Genomic DNA, 20273 nt, shown 5'->3' on the forward strand with positions numbered 1-20273 from the left:
TACGGCGGCATTTACCGTTACGTACTTCCGCCCGCCTGCATAAAGAACAAGGCTCCCCACCGCGTCGGCTGACGACGATCGAGAACTGGCGGGAGTGCCCGCCGGCACAAGGGAGACCGCAATGCTGAACGATCCATCCGTGGGGAGAGCGTCATGACGAACTCCTTTCCCAAGAAGCTGTTCTCGGCGACGGTCGCCGTCGCGATGACGCTGACATCGACGACCTTCCTGTCGCCGGCGAGAGCCCAGCAGGCCGCCCCGGCCGCACCCGCGGCCACTGAACCGGCCGCCGCTCAGGACACGTCGAAACCCAATATTCTCGTCATCTTCGGCGACGATATCGGCCAGACCAATATCAGCGCCTATTCCTTCGGCCTGGTGGGCTACCGCACGCCGAATATCGACCGCATCGCCAAGGAAGGCATGATGTTCACGGATTATTATGCCGAGAACTCGTGCACGGCGGGGCGTTCGACCTTCATCACCGGTCAGGTCTGCCTGCGCACCGGCCTTTGCAAGGTCGGCATCCCCGGCGCGACCGTCGGGCTGCAGGCTCGCGACATCACCATCGCCCAGGCGCTGAAGCCGCTCGGATATGCGACCGGGCAGTTCGGCAAGAACCATCTCGGCGACCGCGACGAATATCTGCCGACCAAGCACGGCTTCGACGAATTCTACGGCAACCTCTATCACCTGAATGCCGAGGAAGAGCCGGAGCGGCCCTACTATCCGAAGGACGACCAGGAATTCGTGCGCACCAACTCGCCGCGCGGCGTGCTGAAGGCCTCCGCCGACGGCAAGATCGAGGATACCGGCGCACTCAACACCAAGCGCATGGAAACCATCGACGATGAGACGACCTCGGCGGCGATCGATTTCATGGACAGGCAGGTCAAGGCCGGCAAGCCCTTCTTCACCTGGATGAACACGACCCGCATGCATGTCTTCACCCACGTGCGGGAATCGATGAAGGGCCAAAGCGGCATGCCGGGCAACGACTATGCCGACGGCATGGTCGAGCATGACGGCGACGTCGGCAAGCTGTTGAAGGCGCTTGATGATCTCAATGTCGCCGACAACACGATCGTCGTCTACACGACCGATAACGGCCCCAACCAGTTCTCGTGGCCTGACGCGGCGACGACCGCTTTCCGCAGCGAGAAGGATACGAACTGGGAAGGCGCATTCCGCGTTCCCGCCATCATCCGCTGGCCGGGCAAGATCAAGGCCGGCGAAGTCTCCAACGAGATGATGTCCGGGCTCGACTGGTTCCCGACCCTGCTCGCTGCTGCGGGCGACGGCGATATCAAGGATAAGCTTGCGAAAGGCACCTCGATCAGCGGCAACCAGTTCAAGGTCCACCTCGACGGCTACAACCAGCTTCCCTACCTGACTGGACAACAGCCGAAGTCGGCGCGTGACGAGTTCTTCTACTTCAACGACGACGGCGAACTCGTCGCCTATCGCTACGACAACTGGAAGATCGTCTTCTGCGAACAGCGCCAGCCGGGAGGCTTCGTCGTCTGGGCGAACCCGTTCACCTGCCTGCGCGTTCCGAAGATATTCAACCTGCGAATGGACCCCTATGAGCGCGCAGATGTCGTGTCGGATCAGTATTACGACTGGATGACGAAGAACGCCTACATCGTCCAGTATGGCGTCTACAAGGTCGCTCCGTTCCTGCAGACGTTCCGCGATTACCCACCGAGCCAACGGCCGGCAAGCTTCAGCGTCGACCAGATGATCGCCGCGCTGATGAGCTCGCTCGACCAGCCGGGAGCCAAGTAGTCACCGGCACAAGATGACCGGGCGCGGCTATCGCGCCCGGCTTCGCCGCCGATATGCGCATTAACACCCCGCTAACGTAAATACCGCAGCCATTTACCGCTGCGTACTTACGGCGCGCGCGCGGGCGCGCAAACATGGGACCACATCAGACCGGAGGCAGCGATGGCTTTGGCATTCGACGACGTTGCGGCAGCGGGCGCAGCACCCGGCGGCATGATCTGGATCCCCGGCGGCCCCTTCGTCATGGGATCGGACGGGCACTATCCGGAAGAGGCACCCGCCCACCCCGTCAAGGTCGACGGCTTCTGGATCGACGAGACGCCGGTGACGAACCGGAAATTCATGGAGTTCGTCAAGGCGACCGGTCACGTAACCGTGGCTGAGAAAGTGCCTGATCCCAAGGAATATCCCGGCGCGCGTCCCGAAATGCTGCGGGCGGGTTCGCTGCTCTTCGTGCAGCCAAAGGGGATCAGCGGCCCTGACATCTCGCAATGGTGGACGTTCAAGTTCGGCGCCACCTGGCGAAGGCCGCTCGGCGGCATCAGCGATTTGCGCGGCAAGCTCGACCACCCCGTCGTCCATGTCGCCTGGTCGGATGCCAAGGCCTATGCCGAATGGGCGGGCCTCGATCTTCCGACGGAAGCAGAGTGGGAATTTGCGGCGCAGGGCGGGCGAGAAGGAACGGAGTTCGCCTGGGGCGATGAGCTGATGCCGGATGGCGTGCCGATGGCGAACACCTGGCAGGGTACTTTCCCGACCCATTCCAGCAAGGCCAAAGGTCACGAGCGGACGTCGCCGGTGCGGTCATTCCCGCCGAACGGCTACGGCCTCTACGACATGATCGGCAACGTCTGGGAATGGACGGCGGATTACTGGAGCACGCGGCATCCGCAGGCCGCGACCAAGGCCTGCTGCATTCCGCAAAACCCGCGTGGTGGCGGCGTCGAAGCGAGTTACGATCCGCGCCAGCCGGAAATCCGTATCGCCCGGCGCGTTCTGAAAGGTGGCTCGCATCTCTGCGCCCCGAATTACTGCCGCCGCTACCGCCCGGCCGCGCGCCATGCCGAGCCCGAGGACACCTCCACCAGCCATGTCGGCTTTCGCTGTATCAAGAGAGTCCACGCCTGAGGAGAAGACGGATGACCCGAAAGCTTCACGCGACTGACACCATTCTCGTATCGCTTGCCGCTGCTCTCATCCTCTTCCTTGTTGGCGTACTGCCGCTCGCAGCTCAAGAGGTGCTCCCCTCGTGGAACGATACCGCCGCCAAAAGCCGCATCACGGCTTTCGTCAAGGCAACCGTCACGGAGGGTGGCGAAGGCTATGTGGCGCCGCAGGACCGGATCGCCGTCTTCGACAATGACGGCACGCTCTGGTGCGAACAGCCCTATTATATCCAGCTCGGCTTCATGCTCGACCGCGTGAAGACGCTGGCCCCGCAGCATCCGGAATGGAAGACCAAGGAACCGTTCAAGAGCATTCTCGACGGCGACCTGAAAGGGATCGCCAAGGGCGGCGAGATGGGCATCGTCGAGCTCGGCATGGCAACCCATGCCGGCATGACGACGGATCAGTTCAACACGATCGTCAGCGACTGGTTCGCCGCTGCCAAGCACCCGAAGACCGGCAAGCTGTATACCGAGATGACCTATCTGCCGATGCGCGAGCTGCTCGACTATCTGCGCGCCAATGGCTTTGCCACCTACATCGTCTCCGGCGGCGGCGTCGAGTTCATGCGGCCGGTGACGGAGAAGCTCTATGGCATCCCGCCGCAGCAGGTGGTCGGCAGCACGATCGCCACGCAATATGCGATCGTCGGCGACGTGCCGGTGCTGAAGCGCATGCCGAAGGTCGATTTCGTCGACGACGGCCCCGGCAAGCCTGTCGGCATCCACAAGTTCATCGGCCGCAAGCCGATCTTCGTCGCAGGCAATTCCGACGGAGATTACGAGATGCTGCGCTGGACGACGGCCGCCAAGGGCCCGGGCTTTGCGATGATCGTCCATCACACGGATGGCGACCGGGAATATGCCTATGACCGGCAGTCATCGGTCGGCAAGCTCGACAAGGCGCTCGACGAAGCCGAACGGCGCAACTGGCTGGTGGTCGACATGAAAAACGACTGGAAGAAGGTCTTCGCCTTCGATCAGTAATCCCTCAGAAATGCAGGACGACACCCAGGATCGGGCCGTGCTCGACGATGTCTTCCGTCAGCGTGTCGTTGCTGTAATCGACGCCGAGCGCGCGGTATCCGAGGAAAGCCGAAAGGCTGTCGCTCCATTTGTAGCCGACGCCGGCCATGACGTCCCAGTCGAGATCCGCCCCGCCGGCGCCGATCAGGCCCCAGCCGGTCAGATAGACCTCCGGCGTGATCGAATACATGCCGCGCAGACCGAACATGGCATCGACCCATGTGGCGTCGTCGCGCTCGGAGATGCCGCCCAGCGGGCCGCCGCCAAAGGAAATGGTCGTTTCGACGGACCAGAGCTTCACGCCGCCGATGACGTCGAGCCGGCTCTTTTCGTCCTCGTAGAACGTATAGCCGACGCCGAGCATGGCGGTGAACGTCTCGGACTTCAGATCGACCGTATCGGCGAGCACACCGTTCGGCGTCGCCGAATCCGTGGTGATCCGCGCATAGGTGATGTCGGCGACGATACTGTAGGGGCCGTAGCGCGCATCGCCCGCCATCATGAAGCCGAAGTCGATGTCCTTGAGGATGTCGCCGAAACTCTCGTCGGTATGAACCTCCGGCAGGCCGAAGACCGCGGTGTCGCCGGTGATCCCGGCGATCCAGAAATAGGGTGAAACGGAGAAGGTCCAGCGGTCGGGATCCTGCACCGCGGGCTGCGGAGCAATGACCGGAGCGATATCGGCAGCCTTCAGCGCCGAGGGCGCGGCAATCAGCAGGAATGACAGGCAGGCTGCAGTCGATCGCATGGGCGATGTTCCTTTTTTCATGAGCTCAGGTGCCGCATCTCAATAGGAACATCGCCATGCACTCGCCGGGAAGTACGTTACAGTAAACGGGGCCGTAAATAACGCTGTCGGGGCAAGCCCTTACCGGCGGCGCAAGTGTACGCCGCCTCCGCCGTGAAACCCACCACCGCCGTGAAAACTGCCGCCCCCGCGTGCGCCACCGAATTCATGTCCACCGCCAAATTGCTGCCCGCCCCCGAACTGACCGCCGTTCTGGCGCCCGAAATCATGGCCGAGCTCGCGCATGTTCCCGGCCTGGCGCCCGGCACGATCGATCGCCAGGTGATCGGGGGCCCGCTCGCGCGCTTGCCGTTGCGGGTTAAGCTGGGCTGGGCGTTGCAGCGTCTGGCCCGAGATGTTGTTCTGCATGCGATCGGCAACATCCGGATGCTTGGCGTTGAAATCCTGGCCGTGCTGCTTGAGGCGCTCACTGTCGGGACGGTTGATATCCTGCCAGCCGTCATCGGTATGCTTCTGCCACTGGCCGTCATCCTTGCGGTAGATGTTGCCATCGCGCCCGGCATAGACGTCGCCGCCATCGCGATGCGCGACGAAGCCCTGATTGTTGCTGGTGTTCCACCTCACGGCGCCGCCATTGGCCGTCTGGCCGCCCGATATGCGGGCGAAATCCGATCCATGGCGCACGCCGGCAGAGGCCCAGGAGCCATAGACATTCGAACCGCCGCGAACGAAAGCGCCATTGCCCGTGCGCGGATTGTAGGCGGCGATGAAGCCCGCCTGCCCATTGGGGCCGTAGACCGCACCGCCGCGAATATAGGTTCCGGTGCGCGGGTTATAGGCTGCGCCGCCGGCAATGCCGCGATAGGGACCATAGGCGTAGCCATAGCGCCCGAACGTGCCATAGGCCGGATTATAGAAGGCGCCGACGCCGTAGGTGAGCGGGCGCGGATAGTAGGGCCAATAGCCGCGGGCCCAGCCGAAATCCCAATAGGGCGGATAGTACCAGCCGGTGCCATAGACGAAGGTGTCCCAGGCCAGATACGCGCCGAGATAGCCCAGCGTATAGCCATACCAGACGGCATCCGGCTCGGTCTGATAGACGCGGACATAGGTGGCGTTATAGACCGGCGAGGATGGCGGGATCGTGTAGATCTCGTCGGGCACGGCCTTTGCGACCGTCCAAGGCCCGTTCGGCGAGGTGGCGCTGAACCAGATGCCGTTCTTCAGCGCGAAATACATGTCGCCGACCTTGATCACCTGATCGTTGGAATTGACCGCATAGGTCATGCCGGTCCCTTCGATCGGCTCGAATTTCGGATCGCCGCTATAGGCGATATCGGCGGTGACGCTGCCATCGGTCGAAACACGCGCCATCTGCGGAATGCTGGCCTTCAGCCGTGCTTCGGCACTTTCCGACGTGCCGGGCACCGAGGCGCGCACCTGGTAATAGGGCGCATCGTCAGGGATGTTCTGGAAATCGGCTGGCAGATCCGGCGTCGCGAAGGTCCAGGGACCGGCAAGATCGGCTGAAGAGAACCAGCGGCCGGAGAGCAGGATGTACCACTTCTTGTCGACCGCCCGGTGGAAGACGTCACTGCTGGTGTTCGAAGCCCATTTCAGGCCGGTGCCGGGAACGGCCTCCATCTTCGGCTGTCCGTCGAAAAGCAGCATCTCGGCCGGGACATCCGAATAGAGCACGACTGGCACCTTCCCACCCTCGAAGGGTGCCGGCGGCATGGCCGCCTTGGCATCTTTCCAGCTGTCGTCATCGGGGAGCTTCGTGAGGGCATCCGGCAGCTGCGTCACCTGGCTCCACTCGCCGGAGAGCGATTTCGCCGCCAGCCAGCTCTTGTCGTCGCGCAGGAAGTAGGCGCCGTCGGGATCAGCCGTCTTGAAGAGATCCCAATTGGTATTGACGACGAATTGCAGCCCCTCGATGCCCTTGACCGGCGACAGAACCTCCTTGCCGTCCGTCTGCACCAGCACCGCCGGATCATAGCTGACCAGCACCTTGGGCGGATCGGACTTGATGCCGTTGACATCCGAGAGGCGCTTGTAGTCGGCAAGGCTCGCCGTCAATCGTTCCTGCGAAACCGTGATCGGCCCCGTCGGCATCAGCTTGCCGACTTCGACGGCAAGATCGGTCAGTTCGCTGCGCCCGAGCGTCGAGAAATCGACCTGCGTCGTCTTTACGTCGGTGATGACGACTTCATCCGTATCGTCGTCGGCCACCGTCTTGCCGGTGACGCCGATCACGCCATAGATCGGCTTGGCATCGGCGGTCTCCTTGAACTCGGTAGCGATCAGCGCATCGAGCTGGGTAAAATCCTTCCAATCGGTGATCTGCGGCTGGAACAGGGTCAGCGTGGCGCCGTTGCCGGTGGTGAAGCTGCGCGGCCAGGAAGGCTTCTCGGCCTCGGTCCGGCTGATGTACTTGCCGTTGACGAAGCCCTCCTGGCCGGAGAATTTCACCGCGCACCAGGCGCCGCTCGCGTCGCAGTCGCCGACATCGACCTGGCTCTCCTCCGGTATCGTCCCAAAGCTCTGATATCCGGTTCCGGGGCCAGCGCGGAAATTGACCGCCGTGGTGATCACCGCGGGCGCGGCCCATGCCGTGGTCGCCAGCACCGAGACCGAAACCGCAATACCGAAGGCCTTCATCGCACCGGCTCCATCCCATATCGATGGAGCGAGCTTGGCGGAACAGCGCATGCGTACAAGTACGTTACGGTAAATCGGCCGTTGTTTTACGGCGTCTTGACGCTGGCGACGGCACTGGCATCGATCTGCGCCCCAGCCTTCGCCAGACCCGCCTCCAGACCGGCGGCAATATCCGGTTGCAGGTGCCAGCCAGCAACCCTGTCGGCGAAGCTCCGCTCGAAATCTGGATCCTTGCTCTTGATCTCGGCAAGGCGTTCCGGCGCATCGGGGGAGTTCAGCTGTCCGAGAGCGGCGGTCCGCAGGGTTGAGACGAGGAAATCTGTGCAATTGATCTGCTCGGCAAGCAGCGCGGCATCCGAATAGCGCCCGGACGCATAGGCGTCGAGGGCGAGCACGAGCATGGCGTCTCTCGGCGCATTTTCCACCAGACGCCCGGCATCGTGCGCGGTTGCCACACCGGCATCCTTGTAGCCGGCCGAATAGAGGACGAGAGCAAGCTTCGCAGCGGCATCGCTGTTGTTCGGATTGAGCTCTACCGCCCGGTTCCCGGCGCGCACTGCGGCCTCCGTCCGGCCGGAAGCAAACTGAGCCGCCATCAAGGAGACATAGGCGCGGTCGGAAAGCGGCGCTAAGGAGACCGCGGCCTTCGCAAGTTCGAGTGCTCGCGACCGCATGTCGCCCTCGTCCGGGGAACCCGGCAGCGCCAACAGAACACGCGAAAGCAGCGCCGTCGCGTCGGGATCTGCCGGGGCTTCCGCAAGGCTCCGCTCCAGGCAATCGCGGCTCTGGGCAACCTGATCCCTGCCGCCCTCGTCCAGCGCATATTCGGCTCTCAGCACGCAGACATTGCCGAGCGCCTCCTCCGGGCTACCGTGAATCTCGATATTGTTGATCACGCCCCGCGTGGCCGCGAAGCGCGTCGCCAGTTCACCGGCCATCTCTTCGCGTATCAAGGCCGGGCTCTTGCCGCTGGTATCGATCTTCTCGAGCCCGGACTTCAGAAGATCGCCGGTCGAGCTGTCGGCAATCTGCCACCAGACGCTGCGATCATCGGCATCCCCATAATATTTGATGGTGATCTCGTAGCTGCGCCCCGAACGCTCCACCGAGCGGATATCGGCATAGCCGGCCTTGGCGACGGTCAGCGTCGTGAACTGGGTTAGCGCTGTCATCAGCGCGTCGCGCGTCTGGCTCGCCTCCCCCTGCATCCGGGCCTCAGCCGCTTCCATCAGAATATAGACCGTCGGCCGTTTGGTGATCACCACCTGCTGCCCGAAGAACTCGACACCTGCGAGCGCCGCGCCGCCAAGCACCAATGCGGCGGCAGCCGCAACGCCCGCAAATTTAAGGCCTCGGCCGCGCTGCCTTGCGGCAAGCTGCGAACCGGGTATCGAACCATCCTGCGCACCGTCAAAACCCGCCGGAACGACAACCCCGTGGGCTTCCTCGTCAGGCTCGTGGGCGATCAGCGTTCCCGGGAAGAGCGCGATATACATGCCCTTCGGAATATGGATGGTGACGCCGCCGGTCGAGCCGAAGGCCTGGTAATAGGCATCGAGCGCCGAGCGCAGGCGGCTGATCTCGATGCGCACGATCGGATCGGTCGATGCGTCGAAACCGCTCGGGCGGCCGAGCACATCGAGCGCCACGGAATAGGCCTTCACCCCTTCGTCGCAACCGTTGAAGCGCCGCTCGGCGAGATATCGCAATATGTCCTTCTGGCGCTCTGTCACCCGGAAGCGGCTGTCTGACAGCAGCCGTTCCAACTCGGCCCTGGCGTCGTCGATAGAGACTTCGCAGGCCTTCAAGTCGTGCACTTCAGCATTCATGGCTGCCCCTCGCACACCCTGCCCCAGCTAAAGTAGAACAAAGTAATTTATCGCCGAGATGGCAAGAAGTTGCAATACGGAGCACTAATGAAACCGACACTTGATCGATTTTGACGCGTACACCGCCTCAATCCGGCACGTTTAAGGGGTGTTTCAGGACATAGTGGATGACGTCGGATTCGATCTCGGCGCAGACAGTTTCATATTCCTCGAGAAGCGGACACTCGTCGCGCGCACGGTCCCTGGACATCCGCTCGACAGTGGCGCTTGCCTCGTCATAGGCCTCGAAGAGATCGTTGAGGGAAGACGATTTCGCCGCGAGCAGCTGCAGCCTTCCGCGCATGGCAGGCAGCTTCAGCATCAGCCGCCATAACCCTCTCTGGGCGGCCCCGGAACCGTTCCTGTCGGTGCCGCTGCGCTTTTCCATCAGACCGTGCCGCCTCCCGGCCAGAGTTGATCGGGCGATTATGCGCGCAGCCGGGAACGGCGGAAGTACGTAACCGTAAATCGCCGGTGATTTACGCGAGAGACGGGGAGTTTACATCGCGGTTTACGGTAACGTACTCCCGCGCGCGCCGTCCGCATGCGTAGATGCATCCTCATATTGGAGAATGCCCATGCGATCATGGAAAGCAGCCGCTGCCGCTCTGCTCCTGATGAGCGGCACAGCCAGCGCACAGGAACATGAGGACGTCAACGCTGCCAACAACCCGCTGACGCCGAAGATCACCATCAATTTCCAGGACTACTACATCCCGAGCTTCATCGGCGCGCCCGGCGACCCCGAGGCCAATCAGTTTCTGCTGCGCGGCCTCATTCCCTCTGACATGTGGGGCCTCCCGCAACTGCTGCGTTTCACGCTGCCTGTCGCAACCTCGCCGGACACGCCTTCGGGATATGTGACGGGCCTCGGCGACCTGACGCTGATGGACATCTTCATCCTCCCCAAGCACGGCGAGGTCACCTTCGGCGCCGGGCCGCTCCTCGTCCTGCCGACGGCGACCGATACCTCGCTCGGAGCGGGAAAATGGCAGATCGGGGCAGCCGGCGTCGTCGTCGCGCCGCAGAGCTGGGGGCTCTTCGCCGGCCTCCTCACCTACCAGACCTCGTTTGCCGGAAGCAGCGACCGCGACGACGTCAACCTCCTGACCTTCCAGCCGATCGTCAACGTCAATCTCGCTGAAGGCTGGTATCTGAGATCCTCGGCGACCTGGAACTTCGATCTGCAAGACGGCGACAGCTATATTCCCGTCGGCCTCGGCATCGGCAAGGTGATCCCGCTCGACAGCGGCATCACGATGAACGCCTTCGTCGAGCCGCAATATACCGTCTGGCACGATGGCGAGGGCGCCCCCCGCTGGCAGATTTTCGCCGGCGTCAATTTCCAGTTCCCGATCAAAAAACCGGCAGACTGAACCGATCGGCCGTGACGCCACGCTGAAAGGACCGCATCATGTGGTTTCCCCTCCTCGCCCGCCTCCCCTTCGCCATCGCCGGCGTGATCGCCGGCTGGTTCGTGGCCGAGGACACGCTGCGCTACGATCTCGTCCAGCTCGGAATCTCCCTCGCCATGCTCGCCGCCTTCATTGCCGCGATGATCTACGCCCCAAGGGTCTTGCAGGCGCTGGGGTGGTTCAGGAAGAAGACGTGATTTTCCTTGCGGGCAGTCCGCGGTCTCATACGAGCGTCGCCAGAGCATCGAACAGAGCGAGGTTCATGTATTTCAGCTCATCCATCACCGGGCTTGGTTGCGACGAGAATTTCGCGATGACAATTCAGGCGCGGGATCCGCACCGGCAAGGCAGGTCCAGCCCGTTGCCGATCGTTTGCCGTCCAGCAGCGCGGACCGGTTCGGACTTCGTCCCTTCAACAGCGGCACCAGGTCATAATCATCCAGCTGCACCTTGAAATCCTTGGTGCCGGGTTTGAAGCCCGATTTCATTTGCTCCTTGAGATCGGATAAGCCTGCCGCGTTTGCGAATGTCGGCATCCAGCCCATGAGCGTAACGATGTCGTTGACCTCGGCCCGCGGTTTTACGACGCCCGGCCACAGCGCCAGCTCTGCGCCGTTGTCCTCCGACACATTGCGACATGCAGGTCATGCGTTAGGTGTTGGCGGTGTCAGCCCTTGTCCGCGGTGGAGACCGCCCGAGATAGCGCGCGAGACGTTCGTACGGTTCATACGGTAACCGCCTTCCGGGTTCAGCGGAGGGAGACTCGGAGGGGTAACATGTGCAGACGATTGGCTGAAATCGATGACTGACGCCAAGGCCCTGCGATCGAAATTGCCCTTCTCGAGCCTGAAGAGACGGCGCGAAAGCAGGTCGATTTCAGACCGCAATTCTTCCGGGCCTGTACGTGCCCACATCTCGAGCGTGCGGTAGCCCAGCTGCCGGCTCCATTGTTGGAGGGCCGTGTAGACCTCCATTTCGGAGGCAGTCAGGATGGTTTTCCGCAGATTTGCGAGACGGTATCTGTAGGAGGAACGATGTCTCTCCCGAGCGAGATTTATCCGGGACCTCAGGGCGGGCAAAGCGCTATAACCGATCCAGATCAGTCCGCAGGCCGCCAAAACAAGTGCGATGGCGATAGCGGCTTTCTGGCGATTGACATATGGGAGCGGGAGCGGTGCGTCCTCCCGCGCAGGTTTGATTTCGGCGGTGGTGCTGGCCGCAGCCGACACGTCGACGGTGATCGCGGGCAATGAGGCAGATCTGCTCTGGTGGCTCGATACGTCGAACCACGTGTACGAAACTGCCGGCAATACAAACCTCCCTTCCTTGTCCGCCGTGTACACAAATGTCTCGGTCCGCCGGCTGGCAATGTGGCGTCCGGCGTCGATGCCGTCTTGGATCGCGGGCGAATTCTCGTAGCGATGAAGCCCCGGAGCGGTCCCCGGATCCAGGGGAGGTATCATTATTGCCTGGGTGCCTAGGGCGGTAATCGATATTGTTCTCGTGAGCGCGTCCCCGACCTTCATGAAACGCGCGTCGTGATCAAACACCTGCTCGACGGTCAGATCGCTTGCCGCGAACGTGACCCGCTGCTCTCCCTCTTCCGCCGATCCTTCGACGCTGAAGGATACCGCTGGCGCGTTCACAGTGGCTTTCACTGACTTGCCGTCCGAGGAATAGCTGAAGTCGATCCCGAATTCCGGCAAAGCATAGGTACCGGAAATCTGCGGTACGATCGCATATGTCTTGCGGATGCCGGTATACTGAACGCCGTCAATCGTTTCGGTGAGATTTTGCGAACGTCCGCCAGCCAGCGTTACCAATGCGTTGGGAAGATCGAAAAGCGGAAATTGCGGAGGCGACGTGAAGAAATCCGGGACATAGACGTCAACATCGACAAGGACTTGCTGGCCGGGAACGATGCCGCCTTTCCCTTCAACGATAGTCCGGGCGAATGGCTCCGCACCGAATGCGCATGAGGGAATAAACAGCAGGGCAATGGCGAGGGCTGCCTTTGTCATGGCCGTGATCCTCCTGCCTCGATCGAGAACTTCCTGGCCATGAGGTCGGCGGGACTCACCTGGATATTCTTCATCCACATGTCCGAGGTCTGCTCGGCAACCGCCATTTCGCCGGCCTTGCCCTTCTTCCCCTTGTCGTCGAACTGGACGCTGTCGGGCTTCTGGTTCGGATCCTGTTCCTGCTCTTGCTCGGCATCCTTTTGTTGCTTCAGGAGTTGGCGTGCAATGGCCAGATTCGCGACGGCATCGGGCCAGTCTGCTCGCCGCTCCAATGCCTTGGTATAAGCGGCAACCGCCTCTTCGAACTTGCTCAAATGCAGCAATGCGTTTCCCTGATTGTACCAGCTTTCCGCCGTATCAATGGACGCAAAGGCGTCGAGCGCATCCTGGTAAAGGGCCGAACGATAGAGCGCGACGCCTTTCCACATCGGATCTTGAAAGCGGCCGGCAGCAGCGGAATAGTCACCCCGTTGGTAAGCCAGGCGCCCTTGCTGGTCAGGCGTCAGCCAAGCATTCCCGAAGTCCAATGCCGAGGCCGATGCCGGCGCCAGCAAATGGGCCGCCAGCAGGGCGATGGAAAGTCTGACAAGCCAACCCTGTCGAAACGAAAGTGCAGACAGCAATGCCGCAGGCGCGATGAACCACCAGCCGAGATCATGCCAGCGATCGCCCTCGTTTGCCGTTTGCTGGGCGAAGTTGGTCCGCACACGCTGTGCCAGCCATTGAACATCCGTATTGTCCTGCGTGATGGTCGCAACGTCGGCCCCTGTATCGGCGCCGAATTTTTTCAGAGCCTCGATATCGAGCTTGGCGGTCAGCCGAGTGCCACCCGCGCCGGTTAGGAAGCTGCCGTCACTTTGCTTGACGACGCCGCCTTCCGACGTGCCGATGCCGAGAACGACGACGGCATTGCCGGTCCGTCTCGCGTCTGCTGAGGCAGCGGGTTCGATGCCATCTGTCAGGAGCGCGATCGTCCCCGACGTCCCATCCCGTTTCAGCAGGTCGTCCGCCAGCTTGAGCGCAGCCACCGTGTCCTTGCCGGGCTTCGGCATGATGCCGGTTGCCAAGGCGTCGGTATAGGTTTCGATCAGCTCCACATCGTCGGTAAGCGGCACGACAAGATGAGCCGTCCCGGAATAGGCAACCACGGCCGTCCGCGCGCCGTTGCGCGTTGCAAGCAGATCATCGATCTTTAGCTTTGCTCTCTCGATCCTGCTCGGAGAAACATCGACCGCGTCCATGGTGGGGGAGAGATCCACCGCGATCACCAGCGAGGCGGTATCCGCAACAAACGGCGGCGCTTCACGCTTCCAGGTCGGCCCTGCTGCACCAACGGTCGCCAGCGCGAGCAGCGCGGCAAGAACCCAAGCCGGTGCATAGCGATGCTTTCGGTCCGGCTGAACGATCAGGCTGTCAAGCAGATGCGGCGCGATCAAGCCCTTCCAGCGGCTACGAGCATCCCCTGCGCGTGACGCCATCCAGATAAAGATGGCAGGTGCAACGAGGACCAGAAGCCACAAGGGACGGAGGAAATGAAACTCCGCGATCATGCGGTGGCCCTCCTGCGGATCAGGCCAAGAACTCCGCTTAGTCCGTACCACGACACGGCGATGGCGACCGAGGCGCCGAGAGGCCAGTGGAAAAGCTCTATGCGGGGCCGCCAGGAAAGCAGCTTCTGATCCTCGGGGGTGATCCGGTCGAGCTCGTCGTAAATGCCCTCCAACTGCTTCTGGTCACCGCCAAAGAAATAGCGCCCTCCAGTGGTTTCGGCGATCTTCTGCAGGGACGCGGTATCGAGCTTGTCCTCGCCGCTCGCCGCCGGATCGCCAATGCCGACCGCATGGATAAGGATCCCCTTGGTCTTGGCTATATCGGCCGCCTTGAGTGGCGGCATCTTGCTTGCCGTGTCGTTCCCATCCGTCAGCAAGATCATCACCCTTTCGGGAACGGTCGTCTTTTCGAACATGCGAATACCAAGACCCAGCGTGTCACCGAGCGCTGTTCGCGGCCCGGCGATCCCGGGAAGCAACCCCTCTACCAGCGTTTGAACCAGAGCATGATCCATCATGAATGGTGCCAGGGGATAGGGTGCGTCGCCGAATGCAATCAGGCCGATGCGATCGCCGGGGCGTTTTGCGACGAAGTCGGCAACGACGGTCCTGACCGCGTCGACACGAGCCTTCGATGTCCCGTCGGGAGCCGCGAAATCGCGGGTGTCCATCGATTGGGACAAATCGAGAGCCAAAAGGATGTCCCGCTGTGGTTCGGTTTTCTCCAATGGCGGTTCCACATATTGCGGGCGAGCCAAGGCGACGACGATCAGGCACCACACGAGCACATCGACAAGTATCTGCGGCCAGGACCGCTTCGGCACGACTGAACCCACCGTCGGCTCGACGCCGGCTGCACGCGCGACCTGATCGAAGAAGGGCAGCCGGAGAGAGGCCGACGTTTCGCGATGTGGAGGGACGATCCACCAGACCAATAGCGGAAGCGGAAGAAGAAACAGCGCCCATGGCATATCAAGCTGATACATGATGCCTCTCGATCCAGTACCGAGCATCGCGCAGGAGATCATCGATAGCGCCGGCGCCCGGCGTCGCTCCGGCTCGATACTCCAGATCGGCGAGATAGCACCTCAGGGAGCTGCCGATCTCGCCATCCTGGTGAGCGCTCAGAAAGTCGGCCCATTCGTTCCCCGACACCGCCGCAATCGTCTTGCGCGGCCATGCCGCCAGAGCCGTTCGCTTGAGCAATTCTCCAAGGCGGGCGTTTGCTTCATCGCGCGTTTGCTGGCTTCGAAGATCGCGGGCGATCTCGTCCAGAAGCCGCAGCGCCTCACGGCGATAGGCATCGCGGCGCCAGTGCCTGTAACGCATCGCCAGCCACAGCAGAATTGCGGCGAAGAGCACCAGTGCCAAGATCAGCCACCCCCAGGTCTGCGGGACCCAGGAGACCGGCTGCGGGATTGCGATATCCTTGAGAGAGCGAAGGGCAGCCTCGGTGATCGGATCTGGTCGGGCTTGCTGTTCCATCAACGCCTCCGTTGCCGCCAGGCGGATTGCTCCAGCAGACTTCGCAGTTGCGGAGCAACTTCCTCGGCGGCGGAAACCGGAAGCATGGGCAACCCGAGCTGGCGCTGCCAGGCTCTCAATTCGTCGCCCCGGTCCTTGGCGAATTTATCGATGGATCGGCGCACCGCCGGCTTACTCAATGGCAGCTCGGCTTGCAGCCTCCCGCCGCTGACGACAATCTCGCCGGAGGACGGCAATTCGAGCAGGAAGGGATCGTAGACGAGCAGGCACACGACATCGTTTCGGGAGGATAGCTTAAGCAGCAGTTGACGCGTCGTCTCGCTGTGGCCGTCGAAATCGCTGACGATGACGAGGAGAAAATCATGCTGGGCAATCTCGGCCACCTGCCGGAGCACCCCGTCCAGAGCCTCCGGGGACGGAGGAGCCGGATAGGCCGCCTTCAATCCCCTGTTCAAGGCTGCGATCCTGTCGGCAAAAGCGATCACGGCATTCCGGCTGCGATGCGGCTTCACTTCGCTGACCTTCTGGTCGTCGAAGACAAAGCCGCCAACGCGATCGCCGGAGCCGAGGATGCGCCAGGCCGTGAGCATTGCAGCTTGCGCAGCCGCAACCGACTTCATCGCCAAGCGGCTTCCAAAGAACATATTGATGCGCTGATCGACGACGATGATGGCCGGGCGTTCTTTCTCTTCCCCGTATACCCGGACGACCGGCCTTCCCGTGCGCGCGGTAACGCGCCAGTCGATGGACCGGACGTCGTCGCAGGGAAGATATTCACGCAACTCCTCGAAGACGAGGCCGCGGCCACGCATGGCCGATTGCATGCGCCCGGCCAGCTGCTGATGACTACGCGCCCTCTGGATAAAAGTGAGATCTCGAGCGCGGCCTTCGAGCGCGACCAGTTGCTGTGTCGTCACGTGGACGCCAACCTCGCGATCCGCCTCCCCGCTCATGAGACGGCCACCAGCTCGACGATCCGATCGATGACCTGATCGGCCGTGGTGTTGGAGGCATGCGCCTCATAGGAAAGGATGAGCCGGTGCCGGAGAACGTCATTTGCCACCGCCTTGACGTCGTCAGGCGTCACGTAGTCCCGTCCCTGCAGCCATGCATAGGCGCGCGACACCTTGTCCAGACCGATGACGCCGCGAGGGCTGACGCCGACCTGCAGCTGTTTGGCGAGGTCCTTGTCGTAACGGTCGGGATAGCGCGTCGCGATCACCAGAGCGACAATGTATTTTTCGACGGGTTCGGAAACGTTGATCGTGCCGATCTCTTTACGCGCATCGAAAATCGATTGCGGGTTGAGCCGCTCCGCGGCCGCATGTTGTTTGTTGTCGTGAGCGGCATTCTCCTCTTCCCGGTTGAGACGCATGATCGCCCCCTCCGACTTTTCGTCGGGATAGCCGACCTCGACATGCATGAGGAAGCGGTCGAGCTGCGCTTCCGGAAGGGGATATGTGCCTTCCTGCTCGATCGGGTTTTGCGTCGCCATCACCATGAAGAGGTCTGGAAGAGGATAGCTTTCCCCGCCGACGGTCACCTGCCGTTCTTCCATCGCCTCCAGGAGCGCGGACTGCACTTTCGCGGGCGCACGGTTGATTTCGTCGGCCAGGATCAGGTTCGCGAAGATCGGTCCCTGCTGAAACTTGAACTCGCCTTTCCCGCCCTCCGAGAAATAGATCTCGGAACCGGTGATGTCGGCAGGCAGCAGATCGGGAGTGAACTGGACGCGGGACAATTCGGAATCCAGGTTCTTTGCGAGGCTTTTGATCGCTCTGGTCTTTGCAAGGCCGGGCAGACCCTCGACGAGCAGGTGGCCGTTGGCAAGCAGGCCGAGCAGCAATCGTTGCACCATCGCATCCTGGCCGATGATCGACTGCCCGACACGCTTGCCCAGGTCAACAATATCCTCACGTGCCGCCACTCGGCTTCCTCCGCTGATCGACGGCGCTGGATGCTCCGTCATATGCCACATTGTCGGGATCGGCTTTGACCGAACTCTCCAGGCATGCAAGCGCCGCCGGCGCATACGTCGCCGCTGACAAGGAGCGGCGACAGGCATAAGCCCACAGCACGCGTGTGGTGGACCTGAAGTCCAGGCTATCCAGGATCCGGTCCAATTCCTCCTTGACCTGACCGCGCGGCAGACTCGGTCCCGGCGAGATCATCTGATGTACGGAGTTCGGCGTCATGAGAGCCCTGCAGAGATCGCCCGTTAATAAGGACCGAACCAGGAACCTTACTTTCCACAACCATGTTTCGCTCAATCAGACGTCGATGAAAGTACGTTACGGTAAATTTTACGGTGAGCGGTAGGTCGCAGGCCGGCTTGGAGGCTTGGGCAGGGCGAGAACGTGACGGTCTCTCGCGGCCCGAGAGACGCTTGCGAGACCGCTGCACGCGTAGACTGCGGTTGATTTGAGCATCAACAGGCCCCGCGGGTAGCGTGTCACCAAAACGAGCCTGCGAGGTTCAGCCAGCAGCTTTCACAAAGCCTCGCCAGTCGGTCTCATGTGCTCAAATCCGCTCGCCAATTTCCGCCCCGTCAAACCACCGTGCATAACGCAATGCCTCAAGAAGCATGGATTTGCCACTTAGGAATAATACCAGTATATATCCAGTGAATTTTTCTTGAGTCCTCCTTCGGCAGATTTCCCATGGCAGACAATCAGGTCATCGATGCAATCGGGAAGTCTCTCGACCGGCTTCCGGCCGATATCCCGCTCTATAAGCGGCTGAAGCTGGCAATCGAGGAGGCGATCCAGACGCAGGCCTTTCAATCCGGTAGCGTCCTGCCTGGTGAGCGGGTGATTGCGACATCTTTCTCGCTCTCCCGCGTAACGGTGCGCAAAGCTTTGGCTCTCTTAGAAGAAGAGGGCCTGCTGAACCGACGCCACGGGTTCAAGACCGAAATCGGCTCGCGCGTCGAGAAGTCGCTTTCGACGCTTACCAGCTTCTCCGAGGACATTCGCGCGCGAGGACAAGTGCCTGGATGTATTTGGATATCGAAGCAGATAACCCGAGCCTCTTCCACAGAGATGATGGCCCTCGGCATTGCTGGAAATGCCAATGTGATCAGGATGAAGCGGGTTCGAACCGCGAACGGATTGCCGATCGCATTGGAGACGTCGATCGTCCCCGTTCGCTTCGTGCCCTCGCCCGACCTGATCGGCCAATCGCTTTACGAAGTGCTGGAAGCGCGAGGCTTCATGCCGGAACGTGCAATCCAGCGTATGCGCTCGCGAGCAGCGACGGCTGAAGACGCCGACCATCTTCACTGCGAGGCGGGCTCACCGCTCCTGGTGACCGAGCGGCGTTGTTATCTGGCGGATGGCCAGACCGTCGAACTGTGCGAAACCCGCTATAAGGGCGACGTGTATGACTTCGTCTTCGAATTACAGCGATAATACCAGTCATTAACTGGTTGCTATCTGGTATTTTCCATCTATCGTGATGTCCGAAATGGAGCATCCCGTGAAGCGCGAAGACATCAGAAACAGCCTCATCGTTTCCTGCCAGCCGGTGCCCGACGGCCCGATGGACGATGCGCGCTTCGTCATCGGCTTTGCAAATGCGGCTGCCGCTGCCGGTGCCAAAGCAGTGCGCATTGAATCCGTCGCCTATGTGAAGGCCGCCCGGCCGCATGTGAAGCTTCCAATTATCGGCATCGTCAAGCGCGATCTCGACGACAGCCCGGTCCGCATCACGCCCTTTATTGCGGATGTCGAGGCACTGGCGGATGCGGGGGCCGATATCATCGCTTTCGACGCGACAGATCGCACCCGTCCGGCACCTGTCGAAGCGCTGGTGACTGCGGCGAATGCCAAGGGCAAGCTGACGATGGCAGATTGCTCCTCGCTCGAAGACGCCAGGCGCGCGCTGGCCGCCGGCGTCGATTTTGTCGGCACGACCCTGTCTGGTTATGTCGGCGGACCTGAACCGGTCGAGCCCGACATCGCCTTGATTTCGGCAATGCGCGTACTGACGCCTTACGTCATCGCCGAGGGCCGTATCCGCACGCCGGAACAGGCAGCGCAGGCAGCGGATGCAGGCGCGCTCGCCGTTGTCGTCGGCTCCGCCATCACCCGCACCGAACATGCGACGGCCTGGTTTCATCAAGCGATCGACGCCGCCTTCTCGGCGCGCGAGGATGCCGGCAAGCCCGTGCTGGCGATCGATATTGGCGGGACGAAGACAATGGTCGCCCTCGTCGAACAGGACGAGGTGCTGGAGGAGCGCGTTGTCCGCACGCGGCGCGAAGAAGGTCCCGACGCCTGGCTGGACGCGATCGCCGCCGAAACCGCCGGGTGGGCCGGTCACTTCGCCCGCGCCGGTATCGCGGTGACAGGCTTCGTCGAAGACGGCAACTGGTCGGCGCTCAATCCGGCAACACTTGGAATTCCCGATAACTATCCGCTGGTGGCGCGCGCAGAGAAGCGTCTCGGCGTATCCGTCATCGCCATCAACGATGCGCAGGCCGCCGCCTGGGGCGAATATCGTTTCGGCGCCGGACGCGGCGAGGATATCGTCTTCCTGACGATC

At 61.9% G+C, this 20273-nt stretch carries 19 protein-coding genes; 7 read left to right on the forward strand and 12 right to left on the reverse strand.

Annotation, left to right across the window (positions count from 1 at the left end):
- Positions 1-153 precede the first annotated feature (153 nt).
- The 3 genes from ACQZ5H_RS16130 (at position 154) to ACQZ5H_RS16140 (ending at position 3941) form a co-directional block, all read left to right on the forward strand.
- Positions 154-1788 (forward strand): arylsulfatase, encoded by a 1635-nt coding sequence (locus ACQZ5H_RS16130; RefSeq protein ID WP_449098348.1) that lies wholly within the window; start codon positions 154-156, stop codon positions 1786-1788.
- Positions 1789-1950: 162 nt separating this feature from the next.
- A complete protein-coding gene (locus ACQZ5H_RS16135; protein WP_449098349.1) occupies positions 1951-2916 on the forward strand; it encodes a formylglycine-generating enzyme family protein in 966 nt (321 codons plus the stop codon).
- A gap of 11 nt (positions 2917-2927) precedes the next feature.
- Positions 2928-3941: an HAD family hydrolase gene (locus ACQZ5H_RS16140; protein ID WP_449098350.1), complete on the forward strand. Its 1014-nt coding sequence runs from the start codon at positions 2928-2930 to the stop codon at positions 3939-3941.
- Positions 3942-3945: 4 nt separating this feature from the next.
- Here the strand turns inward: ACQZ5H_RS16140 and ACQZ5H_RS16145 are convergent, their stop codons facing one another.
- From ACQZ5H_RS16145 to ACQZ5H_RS16160, 4 genes are all read right to left on the reverse strand, one after another.
- Complete coding sequence (locus tag ACQZ5H_RS16145; protein ID WP_449098351.1) at positions 3946-4728, reverse strand: outer membrane protein; 783 nt, start codon at positions 4726-4728, stop codon at positions 3946-3948.
- Positions 4729-4848: 120 nt separating this feature from the next.
- Positions 4849-7389 carry an SH3 domain-containing protein gene (locus ACQZ5H_RS16150; protein ID WP_449098352.1) on the reverse strand — a complete coding sequence of 847 codons (2541 nt, stop codon included), beginning with the start codon at positions 7387-7389 and terminating at the stop codon, positions 4849-4851.
- Between the two features lie 86 nt (positions 7390-7475).
- A complete protein-coding gene (locus ACQZ5H_RS16155) occupies positions 7476-9218 on the reverse strand; it encodes a hypothetical protein (protein ID WP_449098353.1) in 1743 nt (580 codons plus the stop codon).
- A gap of 127 nt (positions 9219-9345) precedes the next feature.
- Positions 9346-9645, reverse strand: a complete 300-nt coding sequence (locus ACQZ5H_RS16160; protein ID WP_449098354.1) for a hypothetical protein — start codon at positions 9643-9645, stop codon at positions 9346-9348.
- A gap of 190 nt (positions 9646-9835) precedes the next feature.
- On the opposite strand from ACQZ5H_RS16160, the gene ACQZ5H_RS16165 reads away from it, so the two are divergent.
- Together ACQZ5H_RS16165 and ACQZ5H_RS16170 are read left to right on the forward strand one after the other, a co-directional pair.
- Complete coding sequence (locus ACQZ5H_RS16165; RefSeq protein ID WP_449098355.1) at positions 9836-10633, forward strand: hypothetical protein; 798 nt, start codon at positions 9836-9838, stop codon at positions 10631-10633.
- 38 nt (positions 10634-10671) lie between these two features.
- Positions 10672-10869 (forward strand): hypothetical protein, encoded by a 198-nt coding sequence (locus ACQZ5H_RS16170; RefSeq protein WP_449098356.1) that lies wholly within the window; start codon positions 10672-10674, stop codon positions 10867-10869.
- An 84-nt stretch (positions 10870-10953) separates the two neighbouring features.
- Here the strand turns inward: ACQZ5H_RS16170 and ACQZ5H_RS16175 are convergent, their stop codons facing one another.
- From ACQZ5H_RS16175 to ACQZ5H_RS16210, 8 genes are read right to left on the reverse strand one after another with little or no spacing between them, the layout of a single operon-like run.
- Entirely contained in the window at positions 10954-11301 is a 348-nt protein-coding gene (locus tag ACQZ5H_RS16175; RefSeq protein WP_449098357.1) for a hypothetical protein, read from the reverse strand.
- A gap of 15 nt (positions 11302-11316) precedes the next feature.
- Positions 11317-12693, reverse strand: a complete 1377-nt coding sequence (locus ACQZ5H_RS16180; protein ID WP_449098358.1) for a BatD family protein — start codon at positions 12691-12693, stop codon at positions 11317-11319.
- Positions 12690-14243, reverse strand: coding sequence for a VWA domain-containing protein (locus ACQZ5H_RS16185; protein WP_449098359.1), 1554 nt, complete (start codon positions 14241-14243; stop codon positions 12690-12692). Before ACQZ5H_RS16185 ends, ACQZ5H_RS16180 begins: the two co-directional genes overlap by 4 nt.
- The gene (locus ACQZ5H_RS16190) at positions 14240-15229 is read right to left on the reverse strand and encodes a vWA domain-containing protein (protein ID WP_449098360.1); all 990 of its coding nucleotides are present in this window, start codon (positions 15227-15229) and stop codon (positions 14240-14242) included. Before ACQZ5H_RS16190 ends, ACQZ5H_RS16185 begins: the two co-directional genes overlap by 4 nt.
- Positions 15216-15728, reverse strand: coding sequence for a DUF4381 domain-containing protein (locus ACQZ5H_RS16195; protein ID WP_449098361.1), 513 nt, complete (start codon positions 15726-15728; stop codon positions 15216-15218). Before ACQZ5H_RS16195 ends, ACQZ5H_RS16190 begins: the two co-directional genes overlap by 14 nt.
- Positions 15728-16681 carry a DUF58 domain-containing protein gene (locus ACQZ5H_RS16200; protein WP_449098362.1) on the reverse strand — a complete coding sequence of 318 codons (954 nt, stop codon included), beginning with the start codon at positions 16679-16681 and terminating at the stop codon, positions 15728-15730. Before ACQZ5H_RS16200 ends, ACQZ5H_RS16195 begins: the two co-directional genes overlap by 1 nt.
- Positions 16678-17655 (reverse strand): AAA family ATPase, encoded by a 978-nt coding sequence (locus ACQZ5H_RS16205; RefSeq protein WP_449098363.1) that lies wholly within the window; start codon positions 17653-17655, stop codon positions 16678-16680. The genes ACQZ5H_RS16200 and ACQZ5H_RS16205 overlap by 4 nt, the downstream gene beginning before the upstream one ends.
- Entirely contained in the window at positions 17642-17923 is a 282-nt protein-coding gene (locus ACQZ5H_RS16210; RefSeq protein ID WP_449098364.1) for a hypothetical protein, read from the reverse strand. The genes ACQZ5H_RS16205 and ACQZ5H_RS16210 overlap by 14 nt, the downstream gene beginning before the upstream one ends.
- Positions 17924-18388: 465 nt before the next feature.
- Between ACQZ5H_RS16210 and ACQZ5H_RS16215 the strand changes: the two genes are divergently transcribed.
- Positions 18389-19138, forward strand: coding sequence for a GntR family transcriptional regulator (locus ACQZ5H_RS16215; RefSeq protein WP_449098365.1), 750 nt, complete (start codon positions 18389-18391; stop codon positions 19136-19138).
- A gap of 67 nt (positions 19139-19205) precedes the next feature.
- The coding region (locus ACQZ5H_RS16220; protein ID WP_449098366.1) for a putative N-acetylmannosamine-6-phosphate 2-epimerase at positions 19206-20273 on the forward strand (1068 nt) is incomplete at its 3' end.

Source organism: Rhizobium sp. 21-4511-3d, from assembly GCF_053522545.1.